The following is a 13,240-nucleotide window of genomic DNA, read 5'->3' as shown; positions in this document are numbered from 1 at the left end:
CCAGTGAGTGATTCCATCGCTTCCGTCCTGGTGGCGAACCGGGGCGAGATCGCCTGCCGGATCTTCCGCACCTGCCGTGAACTCGGCATCCGCACGGTCGCCGTGCACTCCGACGCGGACGAGAACGCGCTCCACGCGCGCGTGGCCGACGCGGCCGTACGGCTGCCGGGATCCACGCCCACGGACACCTACCTGCGCGGCGAGCTGATCGTGAAGGCGGCCGTCGCGGCCGGCGCGGACGCCGTGCACCCCGGCTACGGCTTCCTCTCCGAGAACGCCGACTTCGCACGCGCGGTCCTGGACGCGGGACTTGTGTGGATCGGGCCGCCCCCGGAGGCGATCGAGGCGATGGCCTCCAAGACCCGCGCCAAGCACCTCATGGGCCTGGAGCCGCTCAAGGAGGTCACCGAGGCCGACCTGCCCGTCCTGGTCAAGGCGGCCGCGGGCGGTGGCGGACGCGGCATGCGGATCGTCCGCGAACTGGCCGCCCTGGACGACGAGTTGGCCGCCGCCCGCGCGGAGGCCCTGAGCGCCTTCGGCGACGGCGAGGTCTTCGTCGAGCCCTACGTGGAGGACGGCCGCCACGTCGAGGTGCAGATCCTCGCCGATACCCACGGCACGGTGTGGGCCCTCGGCACCCGGGACTGCTCCCTCCAGCGCCGCCACCAGAAGGTGATCGAGGAGGCCCCGGCGCCGGGCCTCTCCGAGGAACAGACGCGGGAACTGCACGAGTTGGCGGTACGTGCCGCCCGCGCGGTCGCCTACGAGGGCGCCGGAACCGTCGAGTTCCTGGTCGCTCCCGACGGCAAGGCCCACTTCCTGGAGATGAACACCCGCCTCCAGGTCGAACACCCGGTGACGGAGGCCGTGTTCGGCGTGGACCTGGTGGCCCTGCAACTGCGGATCGCCGAGGGCGAGCCCCTCGACACCGACCCACCCCCCGCCCGAGGCCACGCCATCGAGGCCCGCCTCTACGCCGAGGACCCGGCCCACGACTGGACCCCGCAGACCGGCACCCTGCACCGCCTGGCCGTACCGGACTCCGTCCGCCTCGACACCGGCTACACCGACGGCGACGACATCGGCGTCCACTACGACCCGATGCTCGCCAAGGTCGTCGCCCACGCACCCACGCGCGCGGAGGCCGTCCGCCGACTCTCCGGCGCCCTGGAGAACGCGGTCGTCCACGGCCCCGTCACCAACCGCGACCTCCTCGTACGCTCCCTGCGCCACAAGGAGTTCACGACGGCCCGGATGGACACGGGCTTCTACGACCGCCACCTCACGACACTGACCGAGCCCACCCCCGACCCGCACGCCCCCTTGGCCGCGGCCCTCGCCGACGCCCACGGCCGCTCCCGCTTCGGCGGCGGCTGGCGCAACCTCGCGTCCCAGCCACAGCTCAAGCGGTACGCGGTGAACGGCACCGAGCACGAGGTCCAGTACCGGCACACCAGGGAGGGCCTGGCCGCGGACGGAGTGCGCGTGGTGCACGCCGACGCGAGTCTGGTCGTACTCGAAGTGGACGGCGTACGAAGGAAGTTCGAGGTCGCGAGGTACGGCGACCAGGTGTACGTGAACACAACGGCGCTCACCGCGCTACCCCGCTTCCCCCTCCCGACCGCCCAACTGGCCCCCGGCTCCTTGGTGGCCCCCATGCCGGGCACGGTCGTCAAGGTGGCGGAGGGGTTGAAGGTAGGGGCAACGGTCCAGGCGGGCGAGCCGATCCTGTGGCTGGAGGCGATGAAGATGCAGCACAAGATCGCAGCCCCGGTCACAGGAACTCTGACGGCTCTGCACGCCGTGACGGGACATCAGGTAGAGGTCAACGCATTGCTGGCAGTGGTCGAGCCCACCTAGGGGCGCGGGACTGTATCAATTTGCGGCTCCGCCGCGTGAGCGCGACCAGCCACACACAACCCGCACCCCGAAGGAAACCGCATGACCCACATCGAATCCGAAGAACACAAGGCCCTCCGATCCGCCGTCGCGGCCTTCGGCAAACGCTACGGCCGCGACTACATGACGGACATCGTCGACTCGGGCGGCTACCCCAAGGAACTCTGGCTAGAGGCAGCCAAGTTGGGCTACCTGGGCGTCAACCTCCCCGAGGAGTACGGAGGCGGCGGCGGAGGCATAGCCGAACTCTCCATCGTCCTGGAGGAACTCGGCACCGCAGGCGCCCCCCTCCTCATGATGATCGTCTCCCCGGCGATCTGCGGAACGGTCATCGCCCGGTTCGGCACAGACGAGCAGAAACAAGAGTGGCTCCCCGCCCTCGCCGACGGCACCCGCACCATGGCCTTCGGCATCACCGAACCCGACGCCGGCTCCAACAGCCACCGCATCACCACCACCGCCCGCCGCGACCCCGAGACCGGCGACTGGCTCCTGACCGGCCGCAAGGTCTTCGTCTCCGGCGTCGACATCGCGGACGCGACCCTGATCGTCGGCCGGACCGAGGACGCCCGCACGGGCAACCTCAAGCCCTGCCTGTTCATCGTCCCGCGGGACGCGCCGGGCTTCACGCGCCGGAAGATCGACATGGAACTGCACGGCGCGGAGAAGCAGTTCGAGCTGGCCCTGGACGACGTACGGCTGCCCGCCGAGGCGCTCGTCGGGGACGAGGACGCGGGCCTGCTGCAACTGTTCGCGGGGCTCAACCCCGAGCGGATCATGACGGCCGCGTTCGCGATCGGCATGGGCCGTTACGCCCTCGCGCGGGCCGTCGAGTACGCGCGCGAGCGTGCCGTCTGGAAGACCCCGATCGGCGCCCACCAGGCCATCGCGCACCCTCTCGCGCAGGCGCACATCGACCTCGAACTCGCCCGCCTGATGATGCAGAAGGCCGCCCATCTCTACGACGCCGGGGACGACGTCGGCGCCGGTGAGGCCGCCAACATGGCGAAGTACGCGGCCGGAGAGGCCTGTGTGCGGGCCGTCGACCAGGCCGTGCACACCCTGGGCGGCAACGGGCTCACCCGTGAATTCGGGCTCGCCACCTTGATAACCGCCTCCCGCGTGGCTCGTATTGCTCCGGTGAGCCGGGAGATGATTCTCAACTACGTCTCCCACCAGACCCTTGGCCTGCCCAAGTCGTACTGATCCAGCACAGCGTTGTGCGAGGAGGAACCGTGTTCCGCAGCGAGTACGCAGACGTTTCGCCCGTAGAACTCCCCATCCACGAGGCGGTGTTGGGGAGGGCCGCCGAGTTCGGTGACGCGCCTGCCCTGATCGACGGCACGAACGGCACCACGCTCTCGTACGAGCAACTGGACAGGTTCCACCGGCGGATCGCCGCCGCGCTGGCCGAGACGGGCGTGCGCAAGGGCGATGTCGTCGCCCTGCACAGCCCGAACACGGTGGCCTTCCCGACCGCGTTCTACGGGGCCACGCGGGCGGGGGCGTCGGTGACCACCGTGCATCCGCTCGCCACGGCGGAGGAGTTCGCCAAGCAGCTGAAGGACTCGGCGGCCCGCTGGATCATCACCGTGTCACCGCTCCTGGAGACCGCGCGCCGGGCCGCCGAACTGGCCGGCGGGGTCGAGGAGATCCTGGTCTGCGACAGCGCGCCGGGACACCGTTCGCTGATCGACATGCTGGCCTCCGACGCGCCCGAGCCGGTGGTCGACATCGACCCCGCCCAGGACGTGGCCGCGCTGCCGTACTCCTCGGGGACGACCGGCATACCCAAGGGCGTGATGCTCACCCATCGGCAGATCGCCACCAACCTCGCCCAGCTCGAACCGATGATGACGGCCGGCCCGGGCGACCGCATCCTCGCCGTGCTCCCCTTCTTCCACATCTACGGCCTGACCGCGCTGATGAACGCGCCGCTGCGCCAGGGCGCCACGGTCGTCGTGCTGACCCGCTTCGAGCTGGACACCTTCCTCGCGGCCATCCAGGAGCACCGCATCACCGGCCTGTACGTGGCGCCACCGATCGTCCTGGCGCTGGCCAAGCATCCGCTGGTCGAGCAGTACGACCTGTCGTCCCTGAAGTACATCCTCAGTTCCGCCGCCCCGCTGGACGCACAGCTCGCGGCGGCCTGCGCGCGGCGGCTCGGGCTGCCGCCGATCGGCCAGGCCTATGGCATGACCGAACTGTCGCCGGGGACGCACGTCGTGCCCCTGGACGCCGTCCGCGAGGCCCCGGCCGGCACGGTCGGCAAGCTCATCGCGGGCACCGAGATGCGGATCGTCTCGCTCGACGACCCCGACAAGGACCTCGACATCGGCGAGCCCGGCGAGATCCTCATCCGCGGCCCGCAGGTCATGAAGGGGTACCTGGGCCACCCCGACGACACCGCCGCGATGATCGACAAGGACGGCTGGCTGCGCACCGGTGACGTCGGTCATGTGGACGCCGACGGCTGGCTGTTCGTCGTCGACCGGGTCAAGGAGCTCATCAAGTACAAGGGCTTCCAGGTGGCCCCCGCCGAGCTGGAGGCCCTGCTGCTCACCCACCCGGGCATCGCCGACGCGGCCGTCATCGGCGCGTACAACGACCAGGGCAACGAGATCCCGCACGCCTTCGTCGTCCGCCAGCAGGCCGCGCCCGACCTCTCCGAGGGCGAGGTGATGATGCACGTCGCCGAACGTGTCGCCCCCTACAAGCGGGTCCGCCAGGTCACCTTCATCGACACCGTCCCGCGGGCCGCCTCCGGCAAGATCCTGCGCCGCGAACTCAGGGAGCGCCTGTGACACCGATCGGACGGACACGCGCGCGTGGCGTCGAGACCCTCGTCCTCGACTCCCCGGCCAACCGCAACGCCCTCTCGGCCGCCCTGGTGGGCGAGTTGGCGGACGCGCTGACGGACTGCGCCAAGGACACCGACGTCCGCGCGATCGTCCTCACCCACACCGGCAACACCTTCAGCGCGGGCGCCGACCTCAAGGACCCGCCGCACCCGGACGCCCTGGTGGGCCTGCTCCGGCAGATCGTGGAACTGCCCAAGCCGGTGGTGGCCCGGGTGACGGGACACGTGCGCGCGGGCGGCCTCGGCCTCCTGGGCGCCTGTGACATCGCGGCGGCCTCGGCCGCGTCGACGTTCGCGTTCACCGAGGTGCGGATCGGGGTGGCTCCGGCCGTCATCTCCCTGCCGCTGCTGCCCCGCACCGACCCCCGCGCACTCGCCCGCTACTACCTGACCGGCGAGCGCTTCGACGCCCCCGAGGCGGCCCGCATCGGCCTGCTGACGGCGGCGGGCGAGGACGTGGACATCGTACTGGAACCGGTCCTGGACGGTCTGCGGCGCTCCTCGCCGCAGGGCCTGGCCGAGACGAAACGGCTGCTCACGGCTAGGGTGCTGGAGGCATTCGACCGGGACGCGGCCGATCTCACCGCGCTCTCGGCCCGGCTGTTCGCCTCCCCGCAGGCCCGCGAGGGGATGACGGCCTTCCTGGAACGACGGGATCCCGCCTGGGTGGATCCCGCGTGGGCGCGATCCACGGGGACGGTGTGAGCACGCGATGGGTGTGAGTACGGCGGAACGCGACCGCGCTCCCAAGCAGGACCGCAGCCGGGCCACCCGGCAGCGGCTCCTGGAGGCCGCCGTGGCCTGTCTCGCCGAGTACGGCTGGGCGGGCTCCACGGTCTCCGTGGTCGCCGAACGCGCCGGCGTCTCCCGCGGCGCCGCCCAGCACCACTTCCCGACCCGCGAGGACCTCTTCACCGCGGCCGTCGAGTACGTCGCCGAGGAACGCTCCACGGCCCTGCGCGCCCTCTTCCCGGAGGGCGCGGGCGAGGACCGCCGGGTGGTCGTGTCCGCCTTGGTCGACCTCTACACGGGCCCGCTCTTCCGGGCCGCCCTGCACCTGTGGGTCGCCGCCTCCGACGAGGAGCAGCTGCGCCCGCGCGTGACGGAACTGGAGTCCCGCGTCGGCCGCGAGACCCACCGCATCGCGGTCGAGCTGCTGAATGCCGACGAGTCCAGGCCGGGCGTCCGCGAGACCGTCCAGGGTCTCCTCGACATGGCGCGCGGTCTGGGCCTGGCCAACCTGCTCACGGACGACGGCCCGCGCCGCGACCGCGTGGTGGCCCAGTGGGCGGCCCTGCTGGAGGGGGCGCTGGGCTGAGCGGCCCTGGCGCCCGGTCCCGTTGTCAGTGCCGGGAGCTACGTTTCGGACATGTCGTCACGGACTGAGCCGCTCCACCCGCCAGCCGCCGTCCGACTCGGTCGTGTAGCGCAGGCGGTCGTGCAGCCGGTTCTCGCGGCCCTGCCAGAACTCCACCGACCGCGGGGCCACCCGGAAACCGCCCCAGTCCGGCGGGACGGGCACCTGCTCGCCCTCGGGGTAGCGGGCGGCGAGCTCCGCGTAGGAGGCGTCGAGCTCGGCGCGGGAGGCGATGACGCTGGACTGCGCGCTGGCCCAGGCACCGAGCTGGGAGCCGTGCGGGCGGGTGCGGAAGTACGCGGCGGTCTCGTCACGGCCGGTGCGCCGGGCCACGCCCGAGACGATGACCTGGCGGGCCATCGGATGCCACGGGAAGAGCAACGAGACGTACGGATTCTCGGCGAGGTCGGTCGCCTTGCGGGAGCCGTAGTTCGTGTAGAAGACGAAGCCCTGCTCGTCGAAGTGCTTGAGCAGCACCGTGCGGGAGCTGAGCCGGCCCTCGGCGTTCGCCGTGGAGACGACCATGGCGTTCGGCTCGAAGAGCTGCGCCTCGGTCGCGGCCTGCTCGAACCAGCGGGCGAACTGCTCGACCGGGGTGGCGGCCAGGTCGGTCTCGGCGATGCCCTCGGCCCGGTACTGCTTGCGCATCGTGGAGGGATCGAGGGGGACGGCGTCTGGGTCGGTCACCTTGTCATCCTGCCGTATCGCGGGTGCCGTCCGACGCGGAGTCCACGACAGCCGAGTGGCACTCAGTGCCGCAGGGCTCCCCAAAGGTGGCACTCCGGGATATCGTGCTGATGCCGTTCCGGTTGGATGACCGCCAGCCGCACGGGGCATCACCAGGACGGCCACACGGGCCGCGAGTCGGGACCGACCGCGGATCCACCGGCCGAGTCGCAGTTTCCGCCGTATGACACGCCGTATGACACATGGTCTTCCCACCCCATAGCGCCATCTGTCGCACACATCACGAGGAGCCGCCTGATGTCCGACTTCGACCCCTCCTTCGTACCTGGCCTCGAGGGAGTCGTCGCGTTCGAGACGGAGATCGCCGAACCGGACAAGGAGGGCGGCGCTCTGCGGTACCGGGGCGTCGACATCGAGGATCTGGTCGGCCACGTCTCGTTCGGCAACGTCTGGGGCCTGCTCGTCGACGGCGCCTTCAACCCCGGCCTGCCGCCCGCCGAGCCCTTCCCGATCCCCGTGCACTCCGGCGACATCCGGGTGGACGTCCAGTCCGCGCTTGCCATGCTCGCGCCCGTGTGGGGCCTGAAGCCGCTGCTCGACATCGACGAGGAGCAGGCCCGCGACGACCTGGCCCGCGCCGCCGTCATGGCCCTGTCCTACGTCGCCCAGTCGGCCCGCGGGCAGGGCCGGGCCATGGTGCCGCAGAGCGAGATCGACAAGGCGCAGTCCGTCGTGGAGCGGTTCATGATCCGCTGGCGGGGCGAGCCGGACCCCAAGCACGTGGCCGCCGTCGACGCCTACTGGACCTCCGCCGCCGAGCACGGCATGAACGCGTCCACCTTCACCGCGCGCGTGATCGCCTCCACCGGCGCCGACGTCGCCGCGGCCCTCTCCGGCGCCGTGGGGGCCATGTCGGGACCGCTGCACGGCGGCGCCCCCTCCCGCGTCCTCGGCATGATCGAGGAGATCGAGCGGACCGGCGACGCCGAGGCCTACGTCAAGCAGGCCCTCGACAAGGGCGAGCGCCTGATGGGCTTCGGGCACCGCGTCTACCGCGCCGAGGACCCCCGCGCGCGCGTGCTGCGCCGAACCGCCCGCGAACTGGGCGCCCCGCGCTTCGAGATCGCCGAGGCACTGGAGAAGGCGGCCCTGGCGGAGCTGCACGCCCGCCGCCCGGACCGCGTCCTGGCCACCAACGTCGAGTTCTGGGCGGCCATCGTCCTGGACTTCGCGGAGGTCCCGGCGCACATGTTCACGTCGATGTTCACCTGCGCCCGCACCGCGGGCTGGTCGGCGCACATCCTGGAGCAGAAGCGCACCGGCCGGCTCGTGCGGCCGTCCGCGCGGTACATCGGCCCCGGCACCCGCAACCCGCAGGAGATCGAGGGGTACGGGGACATCGCGAACTGACGGACACCGCAACGGAGTTCACGCGGGAGTCAGGAGCCCCGCGTGATGCCGTTCCGCCACCAGCGGGTGCGCCCGCAACTTGCCCTTCAGTTCGTGGTGGCCGTACTCGGCGAAGAGCGGGTTCGCCGGGTCGTCGGTCACGCCGGGGGCGGCCGAGGCGTACGGGAACGGGAGCGGTTCGATGCGGGCGTCCAGGCGCGGGTTGTAGAAGAAGGGCACGGAGAACCGCTCGGTGGCGCCGGGCGGGGACACCACCCGGTGGTCGGTGGCGATCAGGTACCCGCCGGTCGCCACCTCCAGCAGCTCACCCAGGTTGACCACGAACGCCCGCTCCAGCGGCGGCACATCGTGGTGCTGCGTCAGCAGGGTCAGAAAGCCGTGGTCCTTGCCGGCCCCCGCACGACGACCGACTCCGCCGCTGCCCGGGTCCCGCACGAGCTTGAGATGCGGATGCGCGTGCTCGCCGAGGACCGGGTCGTAGAAGTCGGCGGGCGCCCCGATCGCCGTGAGCAGTTCGTGCAGCAGCCGCCGGGCGACCCCGCTCAGCCGGTCGATCCAGGTCAGCGTGGCGGTACGGAGTTCGGGAAGAGTGGCGGGCCACTGGTTCGGCCCCTCCAGCCACCAGTAGGCGGGCTCGCCCGGCACCGGCACGCGGACGGGCCGCTCGGCGCCCAGGTCCAACTGGTCCCGCGTATAGCCGCGGAAATGGGGCGAGTTGACGTTGTCGAGGGCCAGCCGGTCGGCCTCGGGCAGCCGGAAGAAGGCACGCGTGGCCCGGATGAGCGCGTCGGCCTCGGCGGTCGGGACCCCGTGCCCGACGAGCTGGAAGAAGCCCACGTCATGGGCTGCGCTGTGCAGTTGGGCGTGGAGCAGCGCCCGGGCCTGGGGACCGCGGCCGGCGGCGGAGAGGTCGATGATCGGGAGCTGGTCGTAGGACGGGACCGTCGCGGGATGCGTCATGAGATGCGTCCGAAAGAAGAAGAATTGGGCATACGGGGGCTGGGTCAGGCGGAGCGCCGACAGCCCATGCTCGTGACGCGCACGTAGTCCACGTGCCGGCGTCGAACAAGCATCGGAAGCATTGGCCCAGACTACTGCGCGCGCAAGGATCCGTACCCCGCGCGGCTCAAGGTGGCCGGGGACTCCGTCATGAACGCAGACGACCCGCGAACTCGGGTCCCCCGCCTGGTGGCGGAGGAGCCGGCCGGACGTACCGGCGAGCTCGCGGGTCGGGTGACTGCACTGGATTGGGCCGGCTGCGTGCGACGCGCGCACGCCGGTCCGGCACCGCACAGGGTGGGGTGCTGGGCCTCAGCCCGCAGCCACCTCGCGCGTCCGGGTTTCACTCATGTACCCGATCACCTCCTCTCATGCGTGAGCCACACACTAGGAACCGATCGGCGACCGTTCAACCGATTTACCGGAAGAGGCTTCCGCCTACGATCACCGCATGAATCGACGTGATCCATCGGGGCCGGTCGTAGCCGCGTACGCCGCCGTGTTCGAGAAGCTGTCCGCCGCCACCACGGGCCGCACCCGCCGCGGCCCCGACGGGACGGTCCTGGCGATCTCCGGCGCGCGGATCGCCTCGCTGAACGCGATCATCAGCCCGTCCCCGGACCCGAGCGCGGACGAGATAGCCGCCCTGGCGGCCTTCGAGAGCCCCTGGGAGCTGCCCTGGAGCATCCACGTCCGCGGAGTGCCGACCCCGCCCGTCACCGCGCTGGCGGCCCGCCACGGCCTGACCCGCCTCACCCGCGAACCCCTCATGGTGCGCCACCCCGACCAGGGCCCGCCGCCGGAGCCGGAGATCGACTCCCTGGTCGTGCGGCCCGTGTCGGGCGACGAACTCGATCTCTACGCCGCCACCCTCGCGGACGGCTTCGGAGCACCGCGCGACCTCTTCGGACTGCTCACCGATCCGTCCCTGGCGAAGATCGACGGCATGACGTTCTACCTGGCGGAACTGGACGGCGTACCGGTCGGCACGGGCATGGCGGCCGTCTCCGGCGAGCTGACGGGCCTCTTCAACATCACCACCCTCCCGGCCCACCGCAGGCGCGGCTACGGCCGGGCGATCACCCTGGAAATGGTCCGCGCGGGCTTCACCGCCGGCGCCACCACCACCTACCTCTACGCGAGCGAGATGGGCGAGCCCGTGTACGCGGCGGCCGGCTTCCGCACCGAGGAGTACCTGACGGTGATCGCCGGTGAGTGAGCTGCGGATCGAGACCGTACGGGGCGACGCCATGCTGGAGCAGTGGCGGCACGTCCACAACGTGATCGTGCCGCCGGCCGCCATGGACCTGGCAGAGGCGCGCGAGCGGTCGGAGCGGTACCTGCTGGCGAACGCCTACCTGGGGGACGTCCTCGTCGGGTGCTCCACCGTGCGGCCGCCGGAGCGGGCGGGCGGCGCGGCGACGGTCATCGCGCGCGTGCTGCCCGAGCACCGGCGACGCGGCCACGGGACGGTCCTGTACGAGCACGGTCTGGCCCACGCGCGCGTGCTGGGCGCAGGGGCGGTCGAGACGTGTGTGCTCGCCGTGAACGAGGACGGGCTGCGGTTCGCCGAGGCGCGTGGTTTCGTCGAGTTGGAACAGTACGTACTCGACGGGAAATCGGATGTGTGGATCGACCTGAGGTCGGGGTAGGCGCAGCCGGACGGCGGCGTACAACGATTCTCTCAATCTTGGGGAACTCGGTGTGGGCTGCGTCACGTTGAAGTTAGATGATTGTGAGTGAGCGAACCGACGCGCCGTACGTGCGGACGCAGCTTGGCAGGGGGTCCAGGTGAGTGCTTCCCGGCGTAGTGGGGCCACCGACGAACTCGGGCCCGATGAGCCCGAGCGGGCCGGCCCCGTGGGCCCAGACGGCTCGGATCTGCTCGCGGCGCTGCTGGACGGGATGGACGCGGCACTCTGCGCCTTCGACGCGGACGGGGTCGTCACCCACTGGAACCGCGAGGCGGAGCGGATCCTGGGCTGGACCGCGGCCGAGGCCGTCGGGCGGCACGGGTTCGCCGGCTGGGCCGTGCGCAGCGCCGACGCCGAGGAGGTCGAGGCGCGGCTGATGTCCGCCATGGAGGCCCCGGGGCGCCAGGTGCACGAGTTCGCGCTGCTGACCAAGGACGGCGGGCGCGTGCTGGTGCGCACCCAGTCCGCCGCGGTGCGCGGCCCCGACGGGAAGCCCGCCGGGGTGTACTGCGCCTTCAGCGAGGTGCACACCCAGATCGACCTGGAGCGGTCCATCGCGCTCAGCGAGGCCCTCTTCGAGGACGCCTCCTGGGGTGTCGTGCTCGTCGACGCCGACCTGCGCCCCGCCGTGCTCAACGCGCACGCGGCCCGCTCGCTGGGCATCGGCCGCACCGCCGCGCTCGGCCGCCCCCTCGGTGAACTGCTCGCCCAGGGCGTCGAGGAACTGGAGAGCGCGCTCACCCATGTGCTCGCGGAGGGCGCGCCGCCCGCGCCGGCCGAGATCTGGGTCGGCGTGCGCACCCCGGAGGGCGAGCAGCGCCGCTGCTGGCGCTGCGGCTTCGTCCGGCTGGCCTCGCCGCTCGCCGAGGAGCCGGTGCCGCTCGGTGTCGCCTGGCTCTTCCAGGACGTGACCGAGTCCAAGCAGGGCGAGCAGGAGGCGGCCCAACTGCGCTTCCGCACCAACCAGTTGCACCGCGCCGCCCGGGCCGCCGCCGAGTGCGAGGACCCCGCGGAGGCGGCCACCGTCCATCTCGACTTCGCGCTCGCCGGCTTCGCCGACCACGCCCTGATCGACCGGGTGGCGGGCGGTTCGCTCGCCGACGGCGAGGCCACAGCGGCCCTGCGACTGGTGCGGGTCGCGGCCACGCCCTCCGGGGCGCCCGGACCGAGCCTGCTGACCGGCCGGGCCGGGCTGCCCGTCCGGTACGCGCAGGGCCACCCCGCGCTCCAGTGCGTGGAGCGGACCGGGTCGGTGCGGGCCAGCGTGGGCGCGGTGCCGCCCGAGCAGGCCCGCGAGTGGGCGGCGGCCCGCCAGTGGCCCACGGACGCGGTGCACTCCCTGTGCACGGTCCTGCGCAGCCGGGGCCGCACCCTGGGCGTCGTGACGTTCCTGCGAGGCGGCGCCCGCAGCCAGTTCGAGCGCGCGGACGCCGTGTACGCGGAGGACGTGGCGGTCCGGATCGCGGCGGCGCTGGACCTGGCGGGGGCGACGGAAAAGACGTAGCGCGCGGGCCCGTACCCCCAGACCCCGTACCCCCGGCCGCGTACCGCCCCTACCGCTGGTAGAAGATCCGGTCCGCGTACTCCTTGAAGACGCGTCCGTTCCACTCGTGCCCGCCGTCGACGTTCCCGGACCGCAGCAGCGGGGGTTCGATGCCGCGGTCGGCCAGGGTCGCGGCGGTGGTGGCCATGACGGACTGGAGGATCGCCGAGGTGACGACCGTGGAGGCGGGGGCGAAGGGCGCCGGGATGGTGTCGAGGGTGAGTTCCGCGTCGCCGATCGAGATCTTCGAGTCGAGGACGACGTCGCAGTGGTCGCGCATGTACGTGCCCGAGGTGTGCCGGGACCGGGTCTCGGACGCGTACGCCACCGAGGTCAGGCCGATGACCTTCACGCCCAGCGCGCGGGCGTTCATGGCCATCTCGACCGGGAGGGCGTTGCGCCCCGACAGGGAGATGATCACCAGCGCGTCGCCCGCGCGGATCGGCGAGGTGTCCAGGACCGCGCTCGCGAGCCCGTCCACCCGCTCCAGCGCGGAGCCCAGCGTGGCCGGGATCTCCACGCCGACGGCACCCGGCACGGCGAGCAGGTTCATCAGGGCGAGTCCACCGGCCCGGTAGACGACGTCCTGCGCCGCGAGCGAGGAGTGCCCTGCGCCGAAAGCGAACAGGCGACCGCCCGCGGCCACGGTGTCGGCGAGCAGCGTGCCGGCCGCGGCGATGCTCTCCGCCTCCTCTTCCCGCACCCGTTGCAACAGGCCGATCGCGGCGTCGAGGAACTGGTCGGCCGGTGTGCCGTCGCTCATGCGGGTCCTTCCGAGGCGGCGTGGGGCG

12 protein-coding genes are annotated in these 13,240 nt (G+C 71.9%); 9 read left to right on the top strand and 3 right to left on the bottom strand.

The genetic code is table 11. The annotated features are described in order from the left end of the window. Nucleotides 1-3: 3 nt before the first annotated feature. From ACWD5F_RS15910 to ACWD5F_RS15890, 5 genes are all read left to right on the top strand, one after another. Nucleotides 4-1,860, top strand: coding sequence for an ATP-binding protein (locus ACWD5F_RS15910; protein ID WP_451254707.1), 1,857 nt, complete (start codon nt 4-6; stop codon nt 1,858-1,860). A gap of 81 nt (nt 1,861-1,941) precedes the next feature. After that, nucleotides 1,942-3,105, top strand: coding sequence for an acyl-CoA dehydrogenase family protein (locus tag ACWD5F_RS15905; protein WP_451254705.1), 1,164 nt, complete (start codon nt 1,942-1,944; stop codon nt 3,103-3,105). A 29-nt stretch (nt 3,106-3,134) separates the two neighbouring features. After that, a complete protein-coding gene (locus ACWD5F_RS15900; protein WP_451254703.1) occupies nt 3,135-4,703 on the top strand; it encodes a 4-coumarate--CoA ligase family protein in 1,569 nt (522 codons plus the stop codon). Further along, the gene (locus tag ACWD5F_RS15895) at nt 4,700-5,464 is read left to right on the top strand and encodes an enoyl-CoA hydratase family protein (protein ID WP_451254701.1); all 765 of its coding nucleotides are present in this window, start codon (nt 4,700-4,702) and stop codon (nt 5,462-5,464) included. The genes ACWD5F_RS15900 and ACWD5F_RS15895 overlap by 4 nt, the downstream gene beginning before the upstream one ends. Nucleotides 5,465-5,471: 7 nt before the next feature. Next, complete coding sequence (locus ACWD5F_RS15890) at nt 5,472-6,077, top strand: TetR/AcrR family transcriptional regulator (RefSeq protein ID WP_451254699.1); 606 nt, start codon at nt 5,472-5,474, stop codon at nt 6,075-6,077. A gap of 57 nt (nt 6,078-6,134) precedes the next feature. Here ACWD5F_RS15890 and pdxH read toward each other — a convergent pair whose 3' ends face one another. Continuing rightward, nucleotides 6,135-6,803, bottom strand: a complete 669-nt coding sequence (pdxH, locus tag ACWD5F_RS15885) for a pyridoxamine 5'-phosphate oxidase (protein ID WP_451254697.1) — start codon at nt 6,801-6,803, stop codon at nt 6,135-6,137. 297 nt (nt 6,804-7,100) lie between these two features. Here pdxH and ACWD5F_RS15880 point away from each other — a divergent pair, with 297 nt between their 5' ends. Further along, nucleotides 7,101-8,213 (top strand): citrate synthase 2, encoded by a 1,113-nt coding sequence (locus ACWD5F_RS15880; protein WP_401716056.1) that lies wholly within the window; start codon nt 7,101-7,103, stop codon nt 8,211-8,213. An 18-nt stretch (nt 8,214-8,231) separates the two neighbouring features. Here ACWD5F_RS15880 and ACWD5F_RS15875 read toward each other — a convergent pair whose 3' ends face one another. Continuing rightward, on the bottom strand, nt 8,232-9,173 hold the full coding sequence (locus ACWD5F_RS15875; RefSeq protein ID WP_451254695.1) for an isopenicillin N synthase family dioxygenase: 942 nt from the start codon (nt 9,171-9,173) through the stop codon (nt 8,232-8,234). A gap of 490 nt (nt 9,174-9,663) precedes the next feature. Between ACWD5F_RS15875 and ACWD5F_RS15870 the strand changes: the two genes are divergently transcribed. The 3 genes from ACWD5F_RS15870 to ACWD5F_RS15860 all read left to right on the top strand — a co-directional run bounded on the left by ACWD5F_RS15870 (nt 9,664) and on the right by ACWD5F_RS15860 (nt 12,410). Then, on the top strand, nt 9,664-10,431 hold the full coding sequence (locus ACWD5F_RS15870) for a GNAT family N-acetyltransferase (protein WP_451254693.1): 768 nt from the start codon (nt 9,664-9,666) through the stop codon (nt 10,429-10,431). Continuing rightward, nucleotides 10,424-10,864 carry a GNAT family N-acetyltransferase gene (locus ACWD5F_RS15865; RefSeq protein WP_451254691.1) on the top strand — a complete coding sequence of 147 codons (441 nt, stop codon included), beginning with the start codon at nt 10,424-10,426 and terminating at the stop codon, nt 10,862-10,864. Before ACWD5F_RS15870 ends, ACWD5F_RS15865 begins: the two co-directional genes overlap by 8 nt. A gap of 139 nt (nt 10,865-11,003) precedes the next feature. Then, nucleotides 11,004-12,410 carry a PAS domain-containing protein gene (locus tag ACWD5F_RS15860; RefSeq protein ID WP_451254689.1) on the top strand — a complete coding sequence of 469 codons (1,407 nt, stop codon included), beginning with the start codon at nt 11,004-11,006 and terminating at the stop codon, nt 12,408-12,410. 49 nt (nt 12,411-12,459) lie between these two features. On the opposite strand, the gene ACWD5F_RS15855 is transcribed toward ACWD5F_RS15860, so the two are convergent. After that, nucleotides 12,460-13,212: an SIS domain-containing protein gene (locus ACWD5F_RS15855; RefSeq protein ID WP_401716068.1), complete on the bottom strand. Its 753-nt coding sequence runs from the start codon at nt 13,210-13,212 to the stop codon at nt 12,460-12,462. Nucleotides 13,213-13,240: the final 28 nt, after the last annotated feature.

The sequence above is a fragment of the Streptomyces sp. NPDC002499 genome, from assembly GCF_053595415.1.
This window is presented reverse-complemented; position numbering and strand designations above follow the sequence as displayed.